Below are 26,921 nucleotides of genomic sequence, written 5' to 3' on the forward strand. Positions count from 1 at the left end.
ACCAATTCATTTATTTTAATAGCGAAGATTTCTGTTTAGAAGCGTGATTCGCATCTGTATCAGGTTTGTCACTCATAATGAACTCCAGCGTACCACCCGCCATAATCGCGGCATGATCGATATATGCTGCATCATAAGCTTTTCCATTCAGTAATACTTTTTGTATGTAAGGTTGGGTTGTGGCCCCTGCTGCTTTTACGGTGAACGTTTTTCCGCCAGGTAGTTTCAATGTTGCCTGCTCCACCAACGGGCTGCCGAAAACATATCTCGTATCGGCCGGAAATACAGGATAGAAGCCCAATGCAGAGAAAATATACCACGCAGACATTTGTCCGCAGTCTTCATTTCCAATGATGCCATCAGGTTGATCGTGGTACATATCTTTCATGATATGCCTTACTGTTTCCGCGGTTTTCCATGGGCGGCCACCAAAGGCATACAGATATGCGATATGGTGGCTAGGCTCGTTGCCATGTGCATATTGGCCAATAGTTCCAGTGAGATCTGCCAACCCTTTTTCATCAGCGGTTGTTTCCAGAGCAAACATTGTATCGAGTCTGGCATTAAACATTTGTTCACCACCAAGTAACGATATCAATCCTTTCACATCCTGCGGCACGAGCCAAAGGTATTGCCAGGCATTGCCTTCTGCGTAAATGGTATTGTTGGCTTTCAGTGCGTTAAAATCAGGGGCCCGTTCACCATTGTCAAGTTTACCCCGGAAGAATTGCGTGGTTGAATCGAAATATTTTTTGTAGTTCAATGCACGTTTAGAAAAATATTCAAACTCGTTTTGTTTGCTCAAGGCTTTTGCCATTAAGGCTATGCTGCCATCTCCAATAGCGTATTCAAGACCTTTGGCAACAGAGCGTCTTTCTTTATCTGCTGGAATTGCCGTAAATGTTTTCACGCACATCATTCCCAATGTATCTGATGCAGACGTTCCTTTGATTGCATTGAAAGCCCTTTCAGCATCGAATCCTTTTATACCTTTCAAATAAGCTTCTGCAATTACCTGCCTGCTCGCAATGCCCACCATGGTTCCTGTTTCCCAACCTTCCAAATGCCATTGCGGTAACAAACCTTTTTGATCGTAAATGGCAAGCATCGAGTTCACCATGTCCGCAGTTCTTTCCGGTTGTGTGATTGTGTACAATGGATGCACGGCACGGTACGTGTCCCAAAGCGAGAACACGCTATAGTTGGCAAATTGCGCATGTTTATATACTTGCTTATCTGCACCACGATAATCGCCATTGTGATCGTTGAACAAAGAAGGATCGATCATTGTATGAAATAATGCAGTGTAAAAAATGCGTTTAACTTTTTCGGACGGCGTGTTGATGACCATCTTCGAAAGTTCTTTGTTCCATTTTGCCTTTGCTTCTGCTACAACTTTATCGAGGTCCCAATGCGGAATTTCCGCGTTGATATTTGCCAGTGCATTTTCACAGCTTACGGGAGAAATACCAACTTTTAATTTGAGTGTCTTGGGCGCTTTATCAAAACTGATCAAGCCCTTAATGGCTTTACCTTTTCCGCTATCACCTTGCAGCAGTTTACTATCTTCATAAACTGTAAAATGTTCCAGCGAGTCGGATGAGCGAATGGCAAAAAATATCAGTTGTTCCTTCGCCCATCCCTTTGAAAAACGATAACCTTCCAAAGTGTATTGATCAACCCTTCTGATGTACGTTTCAGCACTTTGATCATTAATTCCTTCTTTAAGATCAATTATAACATGGGCTTCTTTGTTTTGCGGAAATTGATATTGATGGAACCCTACTCTTTCTGTTGCTGCGAGTTCAACCTGAATATTGGAACCATCAAGCTTTACAGAATAATAACCCGGCAGCACCTTTTCATTTTTATGAGAATAATGTGCGCCGTAACCCTTCTGATATTCTTTTTCTGTTGCCTTGTCAGTTCTTATTTCTCCGACATAAGGCATCACCAAAATATCTCCAAGGTCGCCAATGCCCGTACCGCTCAAATGCATGTGAGCAAAGCCTGTTACGATACTGTCGCCATAATTGTAACCCGAGCACCAATCCCATCCTTTAAAAAAATTGGAAGGACCCAACTGTACCGCGCCAAAAGGAACGCTCGCACCAACAAATACATGCCCATGACCACCTGAGCCAATATAAGGATCAACGTATTTGGTCAAATCCTGCGCTTGCGATTGTTGGGTTATGCAAACGAATGAAATAATGTTTATAAAAAAAATCAACCTCTTCATATTCGATTATTCATCTTTCTTTTTTGAGAAATAATTTTTTTCTAGCTCATTTACGTCCTGTGTTTTTCCTCTTATGCGTGTCGCACGTCATTGCGAGCGCAGCGAAACAATCTCATTTGTTGAGAGCAGGTGATTGCATCGCTGCGCTCGCAATGACGTGTAACACCAAAAATTAGAATCATCTTACTTCAAAAATTGTCAGTTCCATTATTACAGTCGTGTTCCTTAGGTATTCCTAATTTTGACTTTTGAATTTTTACTTTTTACTTCTTACCAAAACTCTCTGCTTGCTGTACCGGTTGCGTTTCACTAAACGGTATCTCCTTGCGCAACATTTTTGCGGCCATACCGGTAAGAAACAAATAATGATCTTCGGGAACGCCGTCTTCAAATGTTACAAAACTGCTTGCACCAACCGGCGGATTCTTTGACACTTTAAAGATTGCTGTGCCTTCATCTATTTCATCAAACATTGCGACGTATAACATTTCTGCGCCGCTTTCTAAAGCTCCTGAAATCTGCTTCCAATAGAATTCTCCTCTATTCCGTGGCATCTGGTTTTGGGGACTTTTGTTGTACATGTTGTGCCAGCTAAATCCGGGATAAACCACGGGTGCATAGTCAATTTTGTTTTGTTTGCACCATTCTACATCTCCAGCTATGTGTTGCTTGAACGCGGGATAGTTTTGTTCATTATATCTTCCTACAAACCATGGATGAACAATGTCAGCCCTTTTTATTACTTCTGTCAAATGCGGGTCTTTGACTGCGTCCTTATCCAGGTCTCGCCAATAAGTGGGCACACCGAGCATGATGGAACAACCGCCATACTCTTTGTCATTTTGCAGAAAGTCCATCATCTTTTCAATATCCTTCAACCCGTACGAACGGCCAGGAAAACCTACGCCCCAAAGGGCTACAAGAGGTTTACCATTATGATACAGGTATGTTTGTTTTTTACCTCTTGTAGTCAGTTGCAAACTATCAACCAGTTTTTTAAAATCGTTGATCACCACATCAGCATCTCCTTCATGCATGCCGGAGAGATCGTACATAATTGCAATAGCACGATGATATTTTTTGGCTGCATTCAATGCATTACCTAATACAGTGTTATTATGTCGCAGGCTTACCGGGCTTTTCACATTGCTTACAAATCTTTGTACGAATACGCCATCAATACCGTACTCCTTCATCCATTTGAAGTGAAGATCAACAGTGGATGCATCATAAGAACTGAACAATACTGCTGCACTGCTATCTGCAAGGCGAAAAGGAGTTTTGTATGTTTTCTTATATTCTGCAGTTGCCGGCCAGAGATCGACCTTACAATTGCCGGGTTCAAATTTTCCTTTGGCTGCATAGTGGTTCCACCCACGTCCGGCACCGTCATCAGGAGCATTGAACCAACCCTGATATCCCGCCATTACAAGTCCCTTGTACGAAGTAAACGCAGAGGTTTTGCTATGTTTATGTTGTGCGTTCACACTTGTAGTAAACAATATTGCAAATCCAAGTATGTATTTAAATTGTCGCATTGGTTTTAAATAGTTGATTGAATTGTTAGTTGCTAAAATCCTGCCCTCTCACCTGTGCCCCAGCGTTTGTTTGGCTTGGGTCCCATTTCCAATTCCAGCGTACCGCCGTCCATCAATTGCTGATGTGTGAACCACGGCGTGTTGATGGCTTGCCCATTCAGTTTTGCACTCTGGATGTATTTGTTTACAACCGATGAATTGTTTGCAATTACAGTGAATTGTTTTCCGTTTTGAAGATCAATTGTTGACTTCGTAAACAAAGGACTACCGATTATATATGTAGGAACACCGGGCGTTACAGGATAAAAGCCAAGTGATGAGAACACAACGAAAGCAGACATGCCGCCACCATCTTCATCACCGGGAATGCCGAAAATATTGTCTTTGAACCATGTGCTTAACAGGAAGCGAACACGTTTCTGTGTCTTCCACGGACTCGATGTAAAGTTGTATAAGTAAGGTATGTGAAAGCTTGGTTCGTTGCCCATTGAGTACTGCCCTACAAGACCTGTTGCATCAGGAAACTTGTACCACATCTCACTTTTACTTCTTCCCAACGGCTCTCTGAACAATTGATCGAGTCTGTTTTCAAACTCATTTTTCCCACCCATCAAGCTCATAAGACCGCTGATGTCATGCTGCACCTGCCACATGTAGGTCCAGCCGTTGTTTTCGTCGTAGTAGTCTCTGCCGCCTTTGCCGCCGTCAAATTTTGGATCGATGTTTATCCAATTTCCCTGTGCATCTTTTGGCAAGAATATTTTCTGTTGCTTGTTCCAAAGTGTTTTATAGTTCGATGCCCTTGCCGCGAATTTTGAATGATCTTTCTCTTTGCCCAGTGTTGCAGCCATTTCACTCACGGCCCAGTCATCATAGCTTGCACCGAGCGTTACAGCCACTGCCTGTCTTTTCTCAAACGAGTTCACAAGAGCAACTGTTTCTGTTTCTCCCGGTTTTAATCCAGGGAAAAATCCTTTTGTATAGTACACATCTTCAAGCTCTGTCTTAGGACCGTTGCGCCATGGCAGCATAGTTGCCTGGGTCGCGTTTTTCAACATGCCTTCATATGCTTTTTCGATGTCAAAATTTTTCAAACCTTTTCGCACATCGTCGAGAAACATTACAGATGAATGAAAACCATTCATACAAGCATGGTCGCCGAAAAGCACCGGAAATGTTGGCATCCAGCCACTTTGCTCATACATTTTTACGTAGGAATTGAGCATATCTTCTTCCATGGAAGGGTTAAGAATTGCCCGCAAAGGATGGTGTGCCAAGTAGGTATCCCATGTCCAGTCATCTACATAAAAGGGTCTGTCTGTTGTATGTATCTTTTTATCGAATCCGCTGTAATATTTTCCATCCTCGGTAATATCAACCATTCGTTCATAACATCTGTACAACGCTGTATAGAACGAACGTTTCTGTGGCGTTGTGCCTCCCTGTACTTTTATTTGTCCAATCACTTTTTGCCATGCCAGTTGTGCATCATCAGCCAGTTGCTGAAAACCAGCTCCGTGCAATTCAGATTCATAATTCCTCTTCGCCTGATCTGCGCTTACAAATGAAACTGCATATTTCAACTCAATGGTATCGTTTGCACTGCCGCCGAAACTAACACTGGATTTGGTTTCGTCTACTTTATCAATTTTGCATTTTGTATTGAAGCTACCATACATGTAGATCTTTATATCGCCATGATAGGTTTCAGTTGCTGTGATCTCATTGTCTGAAATAAGATCCCAGGAGCTGCTTCCTGTGTTGTAATGTTCCAGTAGCAAACATTTCGTGTGCGTATTTGCAGGAAATGCAAAACGATAAATACCTGTTTTTTTACCCGGCGCAAATTCCACCGTAATACCGTTGTCGATAAGATATGTCGAGTAATACCATGGCCTTGTAATTTCAAGATCATGATCGAATGTCATTTTCTTTTTCCAATCGTCTGCCGTTTTAGGCAATGCCAATGTGGGTTTCAGGGAGAATGCGATTCCCAGTCTATGCGAAACAATGAGCAAAGGAAAGCTTGTTATCTGGTCCTCAATATAATCTGCACGAACCGGATACATTCTCATCATCTGGTTGGGTTGCTGAATCGTTGGCCTTGTTGGCTGCAGCAATTGTCCAACATTTCCAATGGTTGGATCTATGTAATCAAGATCGCTACTAACTTCTATCTTAACCTTCTTGTTGTCTTGCGCCTGCATGCTGTTGCACACAACCATACAGGCAAGTAAATATGTGATGGCCCTTATTTTCTTTATTGTCATAGCCTTTATAACGGAAGTCCTTTTTGATTGATTGAATTGGTTTCGTGCCATGACAAGAGCCTTCCGCTGCAACATAGCGCTGCAGCGGGCGAAGGCCTCATCTGTCGTTGTTAAAATGGGCTTGTTGTGTGCAGCCTATTAATTCTTAATTATTAATTATTAATTTTTCTCCCCTACTTCTTAAACTCCTTTCTTGTCGTAGTGAGATATAAATCGCCGTAGCTTTTTGCAGATTCAAGTTGTGATGCACTGGCCCAGTCGTTCCATGAATCAAGCAGAATAAGCCTTGTGCTTTGATCTGCATTCATCTTTGCTACGTTACACAGTTGTTTGTAAAGTCTGCATGTATCGCTTCTTCCATAGAGAGGCTGGAGTGTGGTAGGTTGTGTAATTTTTTGGTTCCAACCTGGTGATACGCAAGGCACATAGCTTACACCCCAATTATTATCCTGCCAGTATTGAACAGAATATTTCCAGTTCTCGTTCATCATTTGCGGAAGCAGGTAGAACCTGTCCCAATCGCTGATGTTTGTACTGAAAGACTGATGTACCATAGCATCTACGCATTTTTGGAAACGGAAAGGATAACGTGCAGGCGGCGTCCATCTGTCCTGTTGGCCAACAATGTATAACTGCACACCTACATCGTTTAGACGTTGTCTTAGCGTTGTATATATAGTTGCATTATCGTTTGAATAGAGAACCTGTGCGTTGTAGATGTACAGTAAAGTTTTACCGTTTACTTTCATGTAGTTGGCATCCTGCATGTAAGGCACAAGCTTTAAGATGTCCTGGAAAAATTGCTCAAGTTTTACTTTATCATTCTCCAATGGTGTGGTCGTAGAAAGCCCGTATGTACCAGATTGCCAGTTATAAGCCAATGCCAGTTTCATTTTGTTTGCAGTATTGGCTTTCAGAAATGACCGCACTACATTTGAATCAATTTTAAAGTTGTTGTAGTCACGACTGAATGATCTTATAGAGAACAGGAAGTAATCAATACCAGCGCTATTTGCCTGGTCAATGTGACCTGACATTACATCTGGTGGCACCACGCCCGAAGGCATGCTGTATCTGCCTAATGTTGGCGTATCCGGTACGTTCACATTGAACGCGCCGAAGTAGTAGTACATGGCTCCTACCGTGTAATCGTTCGTTACCGGAATTTCATTGATCTGGTAGTTCAGGAAATTATCGGCTGCCGTAGGCGCATCACTTTTCTTCACACAACCGATGAAGGCTAACAACGCTATCGCAATTATTGAGAGGCGAAAATATTTTGTTTGCATACTTTTCTAAATTATAGTACTTATGGTTTATAGCTTGAAACAACTGTGTAAGTGAACCCGCTTGCTTTTGCTGCGGCACTTAACTCTTGTATTGTTTTGCCGTACCATTTTTGTACGAGTGAATAATCATATTGCGCAGGCACATCGTTCCAGTTAATGGTTACGTGCGGCTTCATAAACTTCAATGCAACAGTGTTGTTGATCGCCTCGGAAGTTGTTCCCACAAGGCCCAGCTGCGTCATGGCATCTGCATATCCATCAGGATTTAATGATACCAGGTTTGCCGGATAGAACATGCGGAACGGCACATCTGAATACAATGCTCCGGGAGATGCAGGATTGGTGTGCGGAGGAAAATTCAACGACCATGTTCTGCGTATCATGCACCATGCATCAAAGCCGCCATCAGGAAAATAATTCATCCATGCCTGTGCATATATTTTGTTGATGTCACCATTTGGAATGTCTGCATTCGTAATACCAATGTAGTTTCTGAAAGTTTTACCCACAGAGCTCGTACCCCATTTTACACCATCTACTTGTTTGTAAGTACTCGCCTGAGCCAACGTTAAACCCCATGAAACAAAGTTGGCATCGATGCCTGCATTATAATATGCATCGGGAGTTTGAGAACCTCCAAGACCAAGTTGCGCTGCTTCGGCTTTCAGAAACAATGTTTCTGCAAAACCCATGATCACCATCGGGCGCAAAGGATCGCTCCAAACTTTTGTCGTTACGTTGGAGAATGTATTGGCATTGCCTATCGGATCAACCTGGTTCGCCAATCCTGCTGTCCATCCCGATAATTTTGCAGTGGATTTTGGAATGCCCCAATGTGGAATCGGATAAGTTACAATTCTTAATGAATCATCTGCAGTACTTGCAAGCGTATCTGTAAGTATGTATCGATCAGTTGCTTTTGCTACAGAGTCAAAGTACACATTGATCCTTGGATCTTTGTAAGAACGAAGGAAGTCAAGCATGTAATCACTCATCTTTGGAAAAGAAATTCCTGTGGGTGCAGTTACATTAGCCTTGCCCGAATAACCAATGTAATAAGGATTCTGGTTACCGTTGGTAGTGTTGTCAAACTGGATCTTCGCCGCGTCTGCTTCGGAACCGATGAGGTTTGTTTCATCTGCCATTACTTCTTTCACGGCATTCAACGCTGTACTGCCAAGCAATAGCTGACTACGAAGTGCTATTTTCAAACGAAGGCTGTTCGCAAATTTCTTCCACTTCAACAGATCGCCGTTGTAGATCACATCGTACGGAAGTTTATCTGTTATTTTTGCAATGTTCATTTTCGCAGACGCATCTTTCAATGTGTTTAGAAGATTGGCATACACGGTATCTTCTTTGTCGTACATGATGGAACTCATACGGTTCGGATCGTTTGCCTGGCTGGCAGCAATCGGCCCGTAAGCCCCTACCAGTATGGATTGTATGTAAGCCTTATAAATCCTTGCAATCTGCACTCTATTGTTGAATGCTGTATCATTGCCGTAATTATTAAGTATTTGCTGAAGATTGTTCAGAATGGTTACGTAAGATGTTTGCCACATTACATCTGCACAATCATATCTTCCGGTTAGTGATACCCAGTTGGCATACTCCCAATATTTGTTTACAGGATATTGTGCGAGTATGGAAGGTGTTGCTTTGATCGCTGTATTCATGGAACCTTCCGGCATTACTTTTGTAAACTGCGTCGGGTCGGTATTGATATCTGTCATTTTAGAGCAGGCAGAGAACATGGAGCCTGCGATGACCGCTATATAAAATATCTTTTTCATCTTTGTGTTTTTTAGTGCTCCCGTTGAAACTTTTTTAGAATGATAATTTAAGATCGAAGCCCCATGATGCATAAGGGAATGAGCCTCCGGCCTCTATACCCTGCGCATTGCCTGAGTTTGCTGCCGCTTCAGGATCGATACCCAGTGGAGTGTTTTTGTAGATCTGCCACAGGTTTCTTCCCACAAATGCGATGCGTGCATTCTGCATTTTGATTTTTGAAATGAGCTTCTTAGGGAATGTATAACCAACTATTACCTCGCTTATTCTGATGGAAGTTGCGTCATAAGTAAGAGATGGCACATCGTTCGTTACTTTGTCATTACCATTTACAAGTTGAGGATAGATCCATGCAGGCAAAGGATCTCCCGGAATAAGCCTGCCGTTTTTATCAAGCATTTGATTTCCTCTTGCATCCACTTTTGCCATGTACGCGTTCGGGTAGCGCAATCCTTTTACACGTGCAGAGTCTGCGTAACGTGTAACGGTTGTACCTACTGTCTGTCCAATATTTTTTCTTTCGTTATCGTTCTCACCTAAAATAGTTTGGCTCATTAACCACTCATCTCTTCCTGCCAAACTTTGCACGGTCGTACCCTGAAACATTGCTCTTCCGTAAGTCGCAGAGTAAAGGCTACCACCGTATTTCACGGTTACCATAACAGATGCATCAAATGCACCGTATCTGAAACTGTTGCTTAAAGACCCCAGCCATTTTGGTCTGAAGTTTCCTGCGAGTACATTGGGGTCTGCGATTGTACGACCATTAGAACCTACGATGATCGTGTCACCTACCTTGTATGGCGCATTACCTCTCATGGTTCCATAAGGACGACCCACTTCAGCATACACTGTCACGCCAAGATTCGAGCCGAGGTTAACACTGTTCACACCTGGCACAAGGGATTTAACAAGGTTATCATTTTTAGAAAAGTTCGCCATCACATTCCATTGGAACTTCTTTGTTCTCACAGGAGTTGCGCCCAATGTTAACTCGATCCCTTTGTTTTGAATTTCACCGGCATTGAGTACGCGGGTATTGAAACCTGTTTCTTTCGGCGTGTTCACAGTAAGGATCTGGTTGGTCGTGTTTGATTTGTACACCGTAGCATTTAATGTAATTCTGTTGTTGAAAAATGCGAGATCAAGACCCAACTCTCTCGAAACAGTTTGCTCCGGTTTCAGATCAGGATTTTTCTTTTGATCCGTGTACACGAGATAAGGATTGTTTACATAGAAACCACCAAGGTTGTATGTTTCAAGCAACTGGTAGACATTCGGACTTCCGCCCACTTTCGCCCATGAAGCTCTGAACTTACCGGATGAGAGGATATCATTTCTGCGAATGAAATGAGAGAACAAAAAGCTACCACCTACTGAAGGATAGAAGAAATCATTTTTCCCTTTCGGCAATGTGGATGACCATTCGTTTCTTCCTGTAACATCGAGGAACAAATAATCTCTGAAACCCAATGTTGCAGAACCATACACAGATGCAGATTTTCTTCTTCCCCAGAACTCAGATGCAGAAGGCGCAATCTTCGAGTTGCTGATCGCCGGCATATCATGCACCAGCAAAGAACCGACAGAAGCAGTGCGAGAACGTCCATTAAAATTGTTATAGTTTACCCCTACCACGCCATTGATGTTAAAGTCGGAATTAATCCTTTTGTTGTAGATCAATTGTCCCTCATAGTTCCAGCTTTGATCGGAGCTCATGTTGTTGGTGTAGCTGCCCGTTGGCGTTTTCTTTCCACCTAACTCATTGTATATATAATATTCACCGAAATTCAAATCACCTGCGATCAACGCTCTTGCTTTCAGCCAACTGAAGATGTCAACATTCAATGAAGTACTTCCAATGAAACGATTGTGTGCATCTGCGTTTTCGTTCTCATATATTGACCAGTAAGGGTTTTCTGTGTCCGACAATAATTGCTGGCCATTGCTTCCTGTAAAAATCAGTGCATTTCCATCAGCATCTTTATAAGGATACAAACTTGCCATGTCGATACTGCGTGGCTGATAAACAAATAACACAAGAGGGTTGCCTGGTGTCAGGTTTCTCGTCATCCTGTTCTTTGTTTTATCATTGGTGTACATCACCTTCGCATCCGCCGTTACTTTTGAATTTAATTTCCGCGAAGCATAAAAAGAAAGGTTGTGCTTCGTTTTCAGGTTGATGTTGTCCACCACGTCATTGCTTTTTGTAAAGCCGTATGACAAACGGAATGTCGATACCTGGTCAGATTTATTGATCGCAATATTTGTTGTATTGACGTAAGGCGACTGGTAGAAGTCCTTCACGTTATTTGCCTGCGGCCAATAACCGTGCGGTTTGCCATCATAAGTATTGTACGGCTGCCCCAGCATTGGCATACCCCAGCTTTGCATGTTGATCGATCCCATGTTAACGGCGTTGGTCCCGGGAATTATCTTATCTCCACCTTGTGCGAATCGTCCATTGGAACCTTCACCATATACATTTTGGTAATCCGGCCACTCGGTAACTGTGTAGGTCTGATAGTTTTGATTTAATGACACCCCGAAATTCTTGTCACCTATTTTTCCTTTTTTAGTAGTGATGAGGATGGCGCCATTCGCGGCCTGCGATCCATAAAGCGCTGCTGCGTTTGGCCCTTTCAACACTTCCATGGATTCAATGTCATCCGGGTTAAGATCCTGTGCCGCGTTACCGTAGTCAAGGTTGCCATTTTCACCTGTCTTGTTAGAAATGATCACGCCATCTACCACCCATATCGGCTGGTTGCTTCCGGTAAGTGAATTTTCCCCGCGCAGTATTAAGCGTGATGAGCTGCCCGGCTGTCCGGTACCCGTCACTTGCAAACCTGCTACTTTACCGGCAAGGGTATTAGACAAGTTGATATCCCTTGCTTCGGTCATGTTGTTCGGATCAACCGACTGGCTCGAGTAAGGAACAGATCTTGCCTTCCGCGTTTGACCCAGGGCAGAGATCACGACGGCGTCCATTGTGGAGGCGCTCGCCGTGAGTGCTATTTGTATATATCCTGTCTTTGCGTCTACTTCTACTTCTTTGGAAAGATAGCCGGTCATCGTTACGGCCAGGGTTGTTTTGCCAACCGCATTAATATTTAATTGAAATGATCCGTCGTCCTTAGTAGCGGCTCCAATTCTGGTACCTTTTATAAGGATACTTGCATTCGCCAGCGGAACATTTTTGTCGTCAATAATTTTACCTTTTATTGGTACTGACTGACCATAAGAAAGGAGGCTTAAGAAAATTAAGAGGGCCATCAGGAATGGCAGTTTTAATCGCAATCGCATAAATAATAGTTTTGGAATTGAAGAAAACCTAATGGGCTAAAAGTATGATCCTCAATCTAATATTGCATTAATAAAACATTAATGATAGTTCATTTCGCTTATTAAGTTTTTAAAAGTATGTTTTTGGGAAAAACTTTAGCTGCAGTTTCATTATTTTTTGTTCTTCAAGTCAAAAACTAATAACAAGAGGTAGAAAATTTAATTGAATATGCTAAATTGCAACACCTGACCAAATGGCTTTTGAGAATTTGAACTCGTATAAGAAGATCGCTTGCGTTTCTACACTAACTAATAAAGTAATTGGCAAGAATTTACATCGCTCCGGATGTGGGTCTTAACTAAATACGGCAATTACTGTACATTTAAACAGTAACCATTTTTTCATTTGTTTTGTGGAACAGGCAAATTGTAAACTCTTATTATTGCCAATATGAAACGACCAGGTTGTTTCATTGGAAATAAAATGAAAATCAGATTTTTATAAATGAATAGCCGGCTTGCCATTAATGATCTGCTCAGAAGGAGTTTCCTGTATCCCGCTGTTCTATCATTACTTATACTGCTCTCTCTATCTTCTGCTTCATTCGCACAATATGGCCTTCAATTTGCGAGTCGCGATGCCGACCCCGAAAAAAGGACATCTTTAAATATTACGCCAGACAAACCCGTTTGCGTTTCTCAAAAGCTCGATCTCTCATTTGAACTGAGTTTTACGCCCGGCATCACAGACAATTTTGGTTATGCTTTCCGGCTGGTGAACGATAAAAAGCAAAACCTCGACATGCTATATGACGAGGCCAAAAAAAGTTTTACCATCGTTTTTGGAGATGCATATACTAATATAAGTGTGCCGATGCTTTATGGCGACGTAGTGAACCGGTGGGTAAAATTTCACTTATTACTCGACTTTACCCATCAAACCATTGCACTGTACTGCGATTACAAACTTGTACAAACCAGCAAAGTTTCATTTAAGGAAAATTGTTTCAACTTATACTTTGGCGCAACTACAGATCCTTACTTCAAATCGTCCGATGTTATTCCCATGCGATTGAGAAATATCGCATTGAATGTGGATGACCGGGAAAAATCTTTCTGGCCACTGAATGAATCATCCGGCAACCAGGCTTTGGATAGCATTTCCGGAAAAAAAGCAATAGTACAGAATGAGCATTGGCTAAAGCCGAAACATTCAAGCTGGCAACTGAGGAGCAATCGTAGCTTCAAAAGCTGGGTGAGCGCAGGTTTTGATCCTGTGCATGAACTGGTGTATATAACGGGGCAGGACTCCATATATATATACTCTGCAAAAACTTCGGCGCTGACAGCGGTGCATCTTTCTGAAAAGCATGATTTGCTGCCGGGAAGCCAAACGATCTATAATCCATTCAGCGATCATCTGTACAATTTTTATCCTGATGAACACGACATTGCGGCATATGATGCGCAGACTCAACATTGGGAAAAAAATTTTAACGCCGCTCCCCTTACAGCCTACTGGCAGGTGAACAAATTCTTTTCGCGCCATGACAGTTCATTGTATTTCATGGCAGGTTATGGTCAGTTGAGATACAAGAATCTTGTACAGCGCTATCATCTTGCTACAAAAAAATGGGATACGGTAAAAACTGCCGGCGAACATTTCAACCCAAGATACCTTTGTGCACTTGGCTCTACGTCAAACGGCGACACGGCATATATTCTCGGTGGCTATGGAAGCAAAGACGGCGACCAGTTGCTTAATCCCCAATTTTACTATGATCTGACAATGTATGATGTAAAGACATCTACATTCAAAAAGATTTATACACTTAAAGAACCTGCGGAGCCATTCGTGTTTTCCAACTCAATGGTAATTGACAAGGACGGCAAACATTACTATGCACTGATCAATCCAAAGGATCAGCGCAACACGCAATTACAACTGATAAAGGGTTCGCTGGAAAAACCGGAGTATGAGCTGATCGGCTCTTCATTTCCCTTCACATTCGTTGATGTTAAGTCGATGGCCAATGTATATTATTGTGACGCTTCCAAAGTAATGCTGGCCGTGACTTTGTATACAGATAAAGATGCCAATGTTACCGACGTAAAAATATACAGCATCAATTTCCCCCCGAGCGGCATTGCAACGCCTGAGGTTGCGGCACCGGCAAATACCTCGAAAAAATATATTGTTGTGTTGGCTGCAATTGGTTTGCTTGTCATTGCTTTCGTTGTTTACAAACTGAGATTATTTAGAAGAAAAACTATTGCGCAACCTGTTGAAAGAAGACCCGCGCCTGTGGAAACGGCGATGCCAACGACAACGACAACTGTCAATCCGGCCCCGGCCACTCCCGTCCCAACTCCAGCCATTCCCGTGATTACTAATGAATATGAGGATATCACGAATGAACAACAAAACAGAGCCGGCGCACACATTTACCTCTTCGGAAATTTTGAAGTGGTAGCGAGTAACGGCGAAAATATCACAAGATTGTTTACGCCGTTGTTGAAAGAGTTGTTTCTATTATTGTGCATTCATTCTTTAAAATACAACAAAGGTGTATCGCCGGAAAAACTGATCGAAATATTGTGGCACACAAAGGACACGAAAGATGCGATCAACAACAGGTCGGTGAATATTGCAAAGCTCAAAAGCATTCTTGAAAAAATTGAGGACTGTACTTTGCAAAAAGAATTTGGTTACTGGAAACTAACATTTGACAGAGATAAGCTGTATATCGATCTTGACCACTTCCTTCAATTGTTTGCTGAGCGCACGCTTGACAACAAGAGCATCAATGAACTGATCGCGATTGTACAGCGGGGTCCTTTTCTTCCGCAAACTTCTTATCAATGGGCAGACAGCTTTAAATCAGAGATATCAAGTCTTACGATAGATGCGTTACTGAAATACTGTCAATATCTTTCTTTGCCAGACAATGCAGAAAGAGTGATCAATATTTGCAACGCCATTTTTGCGTTTGATGAATTGAACGAAAATGCATTGCAGTTGAAATGTAAGAGCCTTGTATCGCTCGGCCGCCATACGCTTGCAAAGGAAGCTTTCGAAAAATTTGCCTCGAAGTATAAAGAGATCTATGCTGAGGACTATGAAACCAATTATACAAAGATGATTTCGTAGAGAGAATTTTAACCACGGAGCAAAGGAGTTTTTTTCACAGAGCAACAGCGGATCGCCTGGGAAAAATTAACTGGTTTTGAGAGAATGGAGAGAAAGAAGTTTTAGTTCCTCTTATTCCCTGATATGCTGATAACTCGCAATTACTTTCGAAGTATCTCCTCCTTTCCTCCGTGAAAAAAATCTCCTTCAACTCTGTGGTTAAAAAACTATCGAACAATTTCACCTTCTCCAACGACCTACTACGAAACCTTCAAATTATACTTACCACACTCGAATCGTTCATATTTTGATAACATACTACCCTTTATCAGAACGTTATTTTTGCCAAAATTTCTTTTATGCGATGTACTCTATTGGTAGCGGGTTTGTGTTTGGCAACTTCCGTTTTCGCACAATCCGATGAAGCTGCTGTTTACAGACAAATAAAATTACCAAATGGCTGGAGCCTCACTCCTGCCGGTAACAATGCAATCACACTGGGAGATCTTCCTTTGAACCTTGCAGTAAGTAAAAACAAAAAATTTCTCGCTGTTACCAATAACGGTCAGAGCACACAATCGATTCAACTGATCGATGCTGCCAAACAAAAAATACTTGATGATGTTGTTATTCCAAAGTCATGGTACGGTTTAACATTTTCGAACAATGATAAAATGCTGTACGCATCTGGAGGTAACGATAACTGGATTATGCAATATGCGATCAGGAACAACAAGCTGAAACTTGAGGACTCAATAGCGCTGGGTGAAAAATGGCCGGTGAAAATTTCCCCGGCAGGTATCGCTGTTGACGACAAGAACGATATTCTATACGTGGTAACAAAAGAAGACAACAGCCTTTACATTGTTGATCTTACTTCAAAAAAAGTCACAGAGAAATTCAATCTTGGTGCAGAAGCATACACATGTTTATTAAGCGATGATAAAAAGACTTTGTACATAAGCCTTTGGGGTGGGGATAAGATCCTGTATTACGATGTTGCTGCAAAAAATATCAGAAGTGAGATTGCCGTAGGCGACAATCCAAATGAAATCTACTTATCAAAAAAAGAGAAGTATCTATATGTGGCGAATGCAAACGACAACTCCGTATCTGTTATAGATGTTGCACAGGCAAAAGTGATCGAAACACTAAATGCAGCTTTGTATCCCAATGCACCAAGCGGTTCTACCAGTAATGCCGTTGCATTATCTGAAGATGAAAAGACACTGTACATTGCTAATGCCGATAACAACTGTCTTTCAGTTTACGACGTATCCACTCCGGGCAAAAGCAGTTCAAAAGGTTTTATACCTGTTGGCTGGTACCCTACCAATGTGAAAGTTGTAGGCAAAAAAATATATGTAACCAACGGTAAAGGATTATCCTCCATGGCGAATCCACACGGTCCTAACCCTGTTGCAAAAAAACAAGCGGTAAACTATCAGAAAAGCGACAACGAAACAACCGTTCCTGTGCAGTACATCGCAGGTTTATTTAAAGGCACATTGAGCATTATAGACGAGCCGAATGCAGAACAACTAAGCGCTTACTCACAACAGGTTTACAATAACACACCTTATTCAAAAGATAAAGAACTGAATGCACAGGGAGAAGCCGGAAACCCTGTACCAATGAAGGTTGGAGAAGCTTCACCTATCAAGCACGTATTCTACATTGTAAAAGAAAACCGTACATACGATCAGGTTTTAGGTGATGTAAAAAATGGTAACGGCGACCCAGGTCTTGTTTTATTTGGCGAGCATGTTACCCCTAATCTTCACAAACTTGTGAATGAGTTTGTATTGCTTGATAATTTTTATGTAGATGCAGAAGTAAGTGCTGATGGCCACAACTGGAGCATGGGTGCATATGCAACTGACTTCCTTGAAAAAACATGGCCAACAAGCTATGGCGGTCGTGGCGGCACTTACAGCGGCGAAGGCAAAAGAGAAATAGCAAATGGTAAAGCAGGTTTTATCTGGGATCATTGCAAGCGTAATAACGTAAGCTTTAGAACCTATGGTGAATTTGCTGACGATGGCAAAGCAAACATACCAGTGTTGAAGGGACACATTGCGCCTTACACAGGCTGGGATCTTAGTGTTCGTGATACTGTAAGATATTACCAGTGGGAGCATGATTTTGATTCACTGGTAGCAGCCAATGCATTGCCGCAACTTTGTACCATGCGTTTTGGAAACGATCATACAGAAGGCGTGCGTAAAGGCAAACCAACTCCGTTCGCACACGTGGCAGACAACGATCTTGCTGTTGGCATGTTCATAGAACACCTGAGCAAAAGCCCTGCCTGGAAAGAGAGTGTTGTATTCATTTTGGAAGACGATGCACAAAACGGACCTGATCACGTGGATGCACACAGAAGCACTGCATATGTTGCAGGTGGCTTGGTAAAAAGACATTTTGTTGATCATACAATGTACTCGACAACAGGTATGATTCGCACAATTGAATTAATTCTTGGCATGCCGCCAATGACACAGTACGATGCGGCTGCAACGCCTATGTTCCGCTGCTTTACAACCCAGGCGGACCTTACTCCGTTTACGCATTTGCCAGCCAATATTAACTTGAATGACAAGAACGTTGCCCAGAATAAATTAGCGGAAATGAGCGACAAACTGGATTGGAGCAAAGAAGACAAAATACCTGATCTGGTATTGAATGATATTCTCTGGAAAAGCATTAAAGGTGAGCACGCTGAAACTCCGGGCCCAAGCAGAGCGGCGTTTATAAAACAAAGCGAGATGAAAGATGACGATGATTAGTTGCGAGTGGTTTAAAGTTGAAGGTTCGACGCCTAAAGCTGACTGGCATATCTTTATCGATTACATTTTTCTCAACTCTCAACTTCCTAAAAAGCTGCCGGCTAACTCCGGCGGCTTTTTTTTGTTAAAAACTTGCGTAACTCAAAAGTTACATATAACTTTACGTAACCTTAAAGTTACTCATTATGGAAAAAGAAATAAAACAATCGTGGTTCTTTAAACAATCCCCGGAAGAAGTTTGGGAATATCTTACAAAGCCCGAACTCATTGAGCAATGGCTTATGAAATCAAACTTTCAGCCAATTGTAGGTTACAAGTTTCAATTTACATTTGTGCCAAAAGCAGATAGCACGTATGCAGGCGTTGTCGATTGCGAAGTATTAACTGTAAATCCTTACACGAAGCTTTCTTACTCCTGGAACGGCAGTACGATGGATAAGGGAAGGAATTTCAATTCCAAAGTTGACTGGACACTTGTACCCAAAGACAACGGAACAGAACTTCATTTACAACACAACGGATTTACTGTTTTGGAAGACATAATTGCGCACGATAGCGGATGGAAGCATTGCTTAAAACGCTTTGAAGAATCAATAAATACCATCACTCAATGACCGCTCCAGCACTAGATGTTTTCCAGGTAATTGCTGACCCCAGCCGCCGGCAAATGTTGCATCTGCTTTCAAATGAAAGCATGACAATAAATGCTTTGGCAGAAAACTTCGACATGAGCCGCCCCGCCGTTTCAAAGCATATAAAGATCATGTACAATGCAGGCTTTATTTCCATTACAGATATTGGCCGCGAACGCTATTGCACATTAAAGCAGGATGGGTTTAATGAGTTGCAGGATTTCATTAACTACTTCGATAAATTCTGGACGAGCAAGTTGAAAAAACTGGAAACGATTTTGAACAATAAGGTGGGGAAGTAGAGACGCGTTGAACGCGTCTACCTTGCACCAACACACTGCAACATTAGAGCAGAAACGTGTAGTAACTAACATTCATTCAGCGTGTAACGGAGACGCATTCAGCGTGTAACGGAGACGCATTCAATACGTCTCTACCCCGACTAACAACAAACAACTAACAACTTAAAAAATGAAAACCATAGTAATCGGCGAAGGCTCCGGCGCAACGATGGCAACCATCTTATCGGTTTACCCGAGACACAAAGCAATCGTAGATAAATATGTTGAAAGAGGCGAAGTCCTGGGTATCGGGCCTTTCGCAGACAGAGGTGGCAACCTTGCAATATTTACAACACATGAAGCTGCTGAAGCATTCGTTGCTGAAGATCCTTTTGTGTTGGAAGGTATCATTAAATCGTTCGTTATAAAAGATTGGGATGACAGTATGTAGAGACATGTTGAACGCGTCTCCGCTGCACCCAAACACTGCAACATAAAGGAACGAACGCTGAATAAAAACTTACACATTCTACTTGCGACCGTAGAGACGCATTCAATGCGTCTCTACGGTCGCAATGGCCTTTTTCTCCTTCCTAAACTCCCACGGTGCAACTGGATGTTTAACGGCCCATAAGCCTTGTTTTTGTTTCTTTGCTTTAACCTCAGCATCTGCATACCTTTTCGACTTATCGAAAGCCTTATAATGCCACGCCAGTCCACTTTCGAGCAGCAATAAATTAAGCTGGCTTCTATCTGGTAAAATAACAATACCGAGCGTTCTACCGTATTTATCCTTGCCTTTCGACTCCACGATGATCAATTTAGAGAAACATTTATCTGCGGTAAACTTTTTGGCTACAGTTCCATAGTCCTGCTTCTTTTCGGGACAATCAATACCATACAACCGTATCTTAATTTGAAGATGTAAACTGTCAAGTATTGTGATCGTATCACCATCACTCACTTTAACCACTTTACCTTTTAAAGTTTGCGCGGAAACATTGAATGTGAAAATGATCAACAGAAAAGATATGAATGTTCGCATGTTTTCGACTACGGATTATTTTTCTTTTTAAATGCGAAAATACATTATTGACTAACAAACGAATTTGCAAATCTTATATCAATGTCGTTTCCTTAAGGACACATCTTCTGAGTGAGATTGCTTCGCCCGTTTCTTGTTTGTTTATTTTACTTGATATAATTCAACCATTCATTCTCCGCAGGGGCTCGCAATGACGCGCCGATTCTCGAATTCTTTGGTAACAGGTTGTTGGGTAAAGCTCAAAATGGCAGCACCGTCATTGCGAGACCCTGCGGAGGATGGAGATTGTAAAAGGAACCTATTCCTGAAGTGTACGGAAATGGATCGAAGCAATCTCGTTTAAGGAAATTATTCTTAATGAACGACATTGAATCTTAAATGCATGACAAAGCCTGTACACATTTAAATGCACAGGCTTTGTCATATAGTCTTAATGATAAACAGACGAACAAAAAATCAGTGAAAATCAGTCCAATCTGCGTCATCTGCGTGCTCACTTCACATGCACAGGCTTAATCCCTTCATGCGTTGGCGCAACCGGTTTTATCGTTCCATCTGCATTGAACTCCATTTTGTCAATACACACTTCTCTGTTATAACCCGCTTCGCCACCCATTTTTATACCGTTAGGATAATTGAATCGATGATACACCAGATACCATTCGTCTTTCCCCGGCACTTGTATTGTTGAGTTGTGGCCAGTTCCGTAAATGCCAAGCGCATCATTTCTAACGACTACAAAATTGTTCGCCGGAATTTTCATTGGGCCCATCGGCGATGTGGACATGCCATAACGCACACGGTAGTTGGGATCACGCGTATCGTTCTGCGACCATAGAAAATAGTAGATCCCGTTTCTGTAAAAAACGTGCGAACCTTCGCAATATGTACTATCCGGCGTAAACTGTTTTATTGTTTCTGTTTTGATAGAAACCATATCATCGTTCAACTCTGCTGCAGCCATGTAACCATTTCCCCAGTACAAATAAAATTTTCCACTTTGCGGATCCTGGAAAACATCCGGATCGATTATCTGTCCACCGCCGCGAGTGATCACATCAGGACGTTTGCTGATCAAAGGTTGGCCAAGATCTACAAAAGGCCCTGTTGGATTATCGCTCACAGCCACACCAATCTTTGTTTCCGCACAGAAGTAATAAAAGTATTTGTATTGCCCGTTGATCTTTCTTTCAATGATACAAGGTGCCCATGCCTTTGATTTTGCCCAGCTAACATCTTTTCCCAACTGTAAAATAACACCCTCATCTTTCCAATTCACAAGATCTGGTGAAGAGAATGCTTTAAAATAGGAACCCGACCATCCGCTAAATCCATCGCTAGTTGGATACATATAAAACTTGCCGGTTTTCTCCGCATAAATAATATCAGGATCAGCATACAAACCTGCGATTGCAGGGTTGTGATTTTCCACCGCATTCACAGTATAACTCTGAGTGCCTTTGCCTGCAATAGTTACAGTGCTGCGAACACTGCCTGCGGAAAAATCACGCGTCTTAGAAGTAATTTTTACACCCGGGAATGTAACAAAACCAGGATCAAAATTCTTCAGGTCCGTTCCCGGCAGTACAGGTAGCGTCAATGTTTTAGTCGCCGTATCTAAAACGATGTTGATCTTTTTTATTTTGGCGTTCGTAACATTGGTAATCGCTGCATCATAACTCATCCACTGCGTTGTAAGACGTTTCATTTCTTCTGTTGTAACAGGCATTACCGTTCCGTGACGCGGATGAAAATTCATTGTGATATCCTGATCAATCACCGAGAAGTTTTTGAAATCTGTTGTTTTGGTAAACTGATATCTACCGCTTGTGTACATGTCATACATCAACACATAACCACTGCCATCATTTAATTTAAATGTGCCCGCTCCTTCTACCGGGGATTTTGTTTGCTGCACATAATTATCACTTTGCATCGTGTAACCTCCTGTCAGCTTACTTGAAACAGCCACTTTAATCCCGGGTTGTCTGTCTTCTGTTTTAAAGAACAGGTAATATTTACTGTCTTTTTCTTCAATGTCTCCGTCAATGCAAGCGGCGTTATCGGGGCTATAAAACAACTGCACTGGTGTTGTTTCTAAATCTGTGAAGTCTTTATTTGCATACGCGTAATAAATCTTATCGGGCTGATTTCCATTTTTCAACGAAAAATAAACCATGTACTTACCTGTTGCGGCATCATAAATTGTTTGCGGTGCCCAAACCCTTAACAGGCTGTCATTTCCCGGAAAACGTTTTTGAATATTCACCACACTGGAGGTCCAGTTAATCAAGTCGGTTGACTTCAATAGCACCATGGCCCTGTTGGAATTCCAGCCAAGCGCCGACACCATATCGGTTGCCACCATGTAAAAAGTTTTACCGTCGGCACCGCGTAAAATATGCGGATCACGAACACCGCCTGTCGAACTAATTTTCTCTGACGCAACAATTGGCTCATTGTTATTCAGAGCGCGGTAATGATAACCATCCATGCTGATCGCAAACCGGATGGCTTCTTCACTTTTTTTATTACCCGTAAAATATGCGAAAAGATAGCCTTGGTAATTTTTTTTGGAACCTGAAGCTGTCACCTTTTTTTTAGAGGTTGACTGAGCAAAAATCATGGAAGGAAAAATCAATAGCAAAAGAGAGCGGAACAAATATTTCATCTTATGGCAACTTGGGTTTTACATTTTGCGGTCAATGTTGAATTAAGAATGTTATCTGTGAACCAGGCAGTTGTAGTGCTATTGACCATCGTTGCGTCGCACACTTGTACTTTTGGTTCTTTATTCAGCTATCCCAACAACACCGACTCCACAATATTAGTTACAGTACTTATTCAAAATTAGTGTTGCTAAAATATCTATTCGGGGGGAAAATTCATATTTAAAGGGGGAGAAAATGCAGCTAAGGTGGAAAAACCAAATTTTTATTGTAAAAATGACACGTAATGGTTGAATAACTGAGTAACTGAATAACCGAGGCTCGTGTTTAATCTTTCACTTCAATTTATTCAGCTTACTCAGTTTATTCAGTTATTCAGTTACTCAGCTTATAAATATCAATTAATTGTCATTTTGACAAAAAACCAGCCAAAACTGACATTTTCGCCATCCGGTAATATTTTTAATATTAAAGGTCATTTTTACACTTAAATTGCGGCCCCAAAAATATAAAAACCTTATGAATGACTAAATCGAATCCAGTATTAACGGGTGTTTGGCAATTTGTCCCCCCAAAATTATCATTTTGTCCATGTAGCATCTTTAACAAATATTTCAAGTTTGTCTTGCCAAAAAAACGATTGCCATGAAGCCACAACATTTTCCAAAGCAGTACATGACCCTTCATCTACTCCATACTTCAAGTACTGAATTTCCCAACTAACATTATTGACTTTAAACTAAAACGCAGAATGCTTATGACCAGAAAGCAGCTATTAAACAATGGCTTGTTACCATTACTTATTTGCATCCTTGTCGGAATTGCATCCCGATGCTATTCCCAGGAGAATGAGATTACGGTGAGAGGAAAGATCCGTTCCGACTCAGCCGCGATCCCTTCCGCAACGATTGTGCTTAAAACGAATCCTCAGAGAAGTACCCAATCTGACGAAAAAGGTAACTACTCCATTAAAGCTCCCGCTAACGGAACGTTGATCGTTTCTTCCGTAGGATTTGAAACACAGGAAATTGATATTCAGGGTAACAGTATCCTGAACGTTGTTCTTAAAGCGAAGGACAACAAACTAACCGACGTAGTGGTAGTTGGATACGGTACACAGAAAAAAGCTACGGTTGTGAGCTCTGTTACCTCCATCAGCCCGAAAGAAATAAAAGGACCTACGAGTAACCTGACAACGATGCTTGCAGGCAGGATCTCCGGGATGATCTCTTTTCAAACAACGGGTGAACCGGGCGGCGATAATGCCAACTTCTTTATTCGCGGTCTCGGAACCTTTGGTTCGGGAAAAGTGAATCCGCTTATCCTCATCGACGGTATCGAGTCCAGCACTACGGACCTTGCAAGATTGCAGCCGGATAACATCTCCGGGTTTTCCATCTTGAAAGATGCGACTGCAACTTCCGTATATGGAGCCCGTGGTGCGAACGGTGTAATCCTTGTGACGACTAAAGTTGGCCAGTCTGGCAAAATGCAATTCAACATTCGTTTGGAAAATTCCTTTTCTTCTAACACTCAAAGCGTAGACCTGGCAGACAACGTTTCCTACATGAATCTTGCCAATGAGGCCGTGCTAACAAGAAACCCTCTGGGTGCCGTTTTGTACAGCCAAAACAAAATTGACCACACTGCTGCAGGCGACGATGCTTTGTTGTATCCAAGCAATGACTGGGTAAACCAATTGATCAAACCGGTTACTACCAACCAGAGAGCGAATGTGAACATCGGCGGTGGCGGAGAAAAAGCGAAATACTACCTGGCGTTGAGTTACAACCGCGACAACGGTAACATTAGAAACAGCTCCTTAAACGGATTTGATAACAACATTAAACTTCAAACGTATTCGATACTATCGAACGTTACTTTGAGCCTGACCAAAACAACTGAAGCTTTGGTGAGCCTTAAAGGACAGTTTGACGATTACAATGGCCCCGTTCCGGGAAGAGATGAATACGGAAATACACTTAGCGGCGGTGCAACCGTTTACCACAACGCTATTTATAGCAACCCCGTGGCTTTCCCGGCTGTTTATCCACAAAGCTATATTTCGTATGCGAACCATCCTTTGTTTGGTAACGCTGTAATTCCGGGATCTGCCAACACACTGTACACAAACCCTTATGCTCAATCACTTTCAGGATTTCAAGCAACCAACACAAGCACAATGACCGCTCAGTTGAGTTTGAAACAAAACCTGAATTTCGTTACAAATGGCTTGTCTGCAAGAGCGATGGCTTACACAACCCGTTACTCAACATTTTCAGTAAACAGACAGGTTAGTCCGTACTATTATGCGTCTGATCTTGTTGACGGAAAACTTGCAGGAATATATCTTATCAACGACGGTAGTGCAGGTAATCCTTTCCCTGCGCCAACAGAATACCTGACTTATGCGCCGGGCGACAAAACATTGAACAGTACTTTTTACGGAGAAGCGGCTATTAACTACAACCGCACTTTCAACGATAAACATGCTGTTGGTGCCATGTTCATCGGAACAATGCGCAACTATGTTACTGGTAACGCATCTACATTACAACTTTCATTGCCTTCGAGAAACGCTGGTGTTTCCGGTCGTATGACTTATGGATATGACAACAGATACCTATTAGAATTTGACTTCGGTTACAACGGTTCCGAAAGATTTGCAGAGAACCACCGATTTGGTTTCTTCCCTTCTGTAGGTGGAGGCTGGGTCGTGTCTAATGAAAAATTCTGGGAGCCATTACAGAAAGTAGCCAACAACCTGAAATTCAGATTTACTTACGGTTTGGTGGGTAATGATCAGATTGGTAAAGCGGAAGACAGATTCTTCTACCTGTCTGAAGTTGGTTTAAATGGTGCTGTTGCAGGTGGCTTTGGTACTAACTTCAACTCAAGCAGAAACACTGTTTATACCAATCGTTACGCAAACCCTGACATCACATGGGAAAAATCAAAACAGCTGAACATCGGTATGGACCTGACTTTGCTGGATGACATCAAAGTAACTGTTGATGCATACCACCAAAAACGTTCCAACATCTTGATGTCAAGAACCACAATTCCTTCTACTATGGGTTTGCAGGCAACGCCATCTGCAAACGTGGGGCAAGCAGAGAGCCAGGGTGTTGATATCGCACTTGATTATCACAAAACAATTTCAAGATACTGGTGGGCGCAGGTAAGAGGAACATTTACTTATGCAAAAAGTAAAGTGCTCGTAAACGAAGAACCTGCCTATGCAGAAAATAATATCAATCTTTCACATGTTGGCAACTCTGTTGCTCAGATGTATGGCCTTATTGCAGAAAGATTGTTCAGTGATGACAAGGAAGTAGGCAACTCTCCTACTCAGTTCGGCCGTGTACTTGCCGGTGATATCAAATACAGAGATATCAATGGCGATGGTAAAATAAGTGTAGCAGATTATGTTCCACTTGGTTTCCCAAGTGTTCCTGAAATCCAATATGGCTTTGGTTTTTCACTGGGTTATAAAAACTTTGATTTCAGTGCTTTCTTCCAAGGTACAGACCGTGTAGCATTCATGGTAGATCCGATAGCTATTTCTCCATTCTACAACCAACATGGTTTGTTGAATGCAATTGCCGAAAATCATTGGTCAGAAGACAACAGAAACGCTTACGCATTGTGGCCCCGCCTGAATATCAACAGCGATGTGGTTGGTGGTTCCCCTACTTACAACAACAACTACGCATCTTCATGGTGGTTAAGGAACGGCGCGTTTATGCGTTTGAAATCTATGGAGCTTGGCTACAACCTTTCTGCGGCTACTCTTAGAAAGATACATTTTGCAAATGCAAGAATTTATGTGAATGGAATCAACCTGTTAACGTTCAGTCATTTCAAAACATGGGATCCTGAAATGGGTTCTTCAGGCTTAGGTTATCCAATTCAAAAAGTTGTAAACGTAGGTATGCTATTCGGATTCTAAAACTT

Annotated in this window: 15 protein-coding genes; 7 read left to right on the forward strand and 8 right to left on the reverse strand. The window is 42.0% G+C overall.

The genetic code is table 11. The features are described from left to right. Positions 1-10: 10 nt before the first annotated feature. The 6 genes from QJ048_RS15590 to QJ048_RS15615 form a co-directional block, all read right to left on the reverse strand. Positions 11-2,242 carry a GH92 family glycosyl hydrolase gene (locus QJ048_RS15590; RefSeq protein ID WP_282335324.1) on the reverse strand — a complete coding sequence of 744 codons (2,232 nt, stop codon included), beginning with the start codon at positions 2,240-2,242 and terminating at the stop codon, positions 11-13. Positions 2,243-2,505: 263 nt separating this feature from the next. Then, the gene (locus tag QJ048_RS15595) at positions 2,506-3,780 is read right to left on the reverse strand and encodes a glycoside hydrolase family 99 protein (RefSeq protein WP_282335325.1); all 1,275 of its coding nucleotides are present in this window, start codon (positions 3,778-3,780) and stop codon (positions 2,506-2,508) included. A 32-nt stretch (positions 3,781-3,812) separates the two neighbouring features. Continuing rightward, complete coding sequence (locus tag QJ048_RS15600; RefSeq protein WP_282335326.1) at positions 3,813-6,050, reverse strand: GH92 family glycosyl hydrolase; 2,238 nt, start codon at positions 6,048-6,050, stop codon at positions 3,813-3,815. A 173-nt stretch (positions 6,051-6,223) separates the two neighbouring features. Then, positions 6,224-7,339 (reverse strand): glycoside hydrolase family 99-like domain-containing protein, encoded by a 1,116-nt coding sequence (locus QJ048_RS15605; protein ID WP_282335327.1) that lies wholly within the window; start codon positions 7,337-7,339, stop codon positions 6,224-6,226. A gap of 20 nt (positions 7,340-7,359) precedes the next feature. Next, on the reverse strand, positions 7,360-9,135 hold the full coding sequence (locus QJ048_RS15610; RefSeq protein WP_282335328.1) for a SusD/RagB family nutrient-binding outer membrane lipoprotein: 1,776 nt from the start codon (positions 9,133-9,135) through the stop codon (positions 7,360-7,362). Between the two features lie 34 nt (positions 9,136-9,169). Beyond that, positions 9,170-12,439 carry a SusC/RagA family TonB-linked outer membrane protein gene (locus tag QJ048_RS15615; protein WP_282335329.1) on the reverse strand — a complete coding sequence of 1,090 codons (3,270 nt, stop codon included), beginning with the start codon at positions 12,437-12,439 and terminating at the stop codon, positions 9,170-9,172. 484 nt (positions 12,440-12,923) lie between these two features. On the opposite strand from QJ048_RS15615, the gene QJ048_RS15620 reads away from it, so the two are divergent. The 5 genes from QJ048_RS15620 (at position 12,924) to QJ048_RS15640 (ending at position 19,701) form a co-directional block, all read left to right on the forward strand. Next, positions 12,924-15,569, forward strand: coding sequence for a tRNA wybutosine-synthesizing protein 4 beta-propeller domain-containing protein (locus QJ048_RS15620; protein WP_282335330.1), 2,646 nt, complete (start codon positions 12,924-12,926; stop codon positions 15,567-15,569). Positions 15,570-15,907: 338 nt separating this feature from the next. After that, positions 15,908-18,337 carry a bifunctional YncE family protein/alkaline phosphatase family protein gene (locus QJ048_RS15625; protein WP_282335331.1) on the forward strand — a complete coding sequence of 810 codons (2,430 nt, stop codon included), beginning with the start codon at positions 15,908-15,910 and terminating at the stop codon, positions 18,335-18,337. A gap of 185 nt (positions 18,338-18,522) precedes the next feature. Further along, the gene (locus tag QJ048_RS15630) at positions 18,523-18,951 is read left to right on the forward strand and encodes an SRPBCC family protein (protein ID WP_282335332.1); all 429 of its coding nucleotides are present in this window, start codon (positions 18,523-18,525) and stop codon (positions 18,949-18,951) included. Continuing rightward, on the forward strand, positions 18,948-19,271 hold the full coding sequence (locus QJ048_RS15635) for an ArsR/SmtB family transcription factor (RefSeq protein WP_282335333.1): 324 nt from the start codon (positions 18,948-18,950) through the stop codon (positions 19,269-19,271). Before QJ048_RS15630 ends, QJ048_RS15635 begins: the two co-directional genes overlap by 4 nt. Positions 19,272-19,440: 169 nt before the next feature. Continuing rightward, positions 19,441-19,701, forward strand: coding sequence for a YciI family protein (locus tag QJ048_RS15640; protein WP_282335334.1), 261 nt, complete (start codon positions 19,441-19,443; stop codon positions 19,699-19,701). A 102-nt stretch (positions 19,702-19,803) separates the two neighbouring features. Here QJ048_RS15640 and QJ048_RS15645 read toward each other — a convergent pair whose 3' ends face one another. Both QJ048_RS15645 and QJ048_RS15650 read right to left on the reverse strand, forming a co-directional pair. Further along, positions 19,804-20,295, reverse strand: a complete 492-nt coding sequence (locus QJ048_RS15645; RefSeq protein ID WP_282335335.1) for a thermonuclease family protein — start codon at positions 20,293-20,295, stop codon at positions 19,804-19,806. Positions 20,296-20,788: 493 nt separating this feature from the next. After that, positions 20,789-22,966 (reverse strand): glycoside hydrolase family 43 protein, encoded by a 2,178-nt coding sequence (locus QJ048_RS15650; protein WP_282335336.1) that lies wholly within the window; start codon positions 22,964-22,966, stop codon positions 20,789-20,791. Positions 22,967-22,969: 3 nt separating this feature from the next. Here QJ048_RS15650 and QJ048_RS15655 point away from each other — a divergent pair, with 3 nt between their 5' ends. Further along, the gene (locus QJ048_RS15655) at positions 22,970-23,149 is read left to right on the forward strand and encodes a hypothetical protein (protein WP_282335337.1); all 180 of its coding nucleotides are present in this window, start codon (positions 22,970-22,972) and stop codon (positions 23,147-23,149) included. A 572-nt stretch (positions 23,150-23,721) separates the two neighbouring features. Next, positions 23,722-26,916, forward strand: coding sequence for a SusC/RagA family TonB-linked outer membrane protein (locus tag QJ048_RS15660; protein WP_282335338.1), 3,195 nt, complete (start codon positions 23,722-23,724; stop codon positions 26,914-26,916). Positions 26,917-26,921: the final 5 nt, after the last annotated feature.

Source organism: Pinibacter soli (assembly GCF_029961145.1).
Lineage (GTDB): Bacteria > Bacteroidota > Bacteroidia > Chitinophagales > Chitinophagaceae > Pinibacter > Pinibacter soli.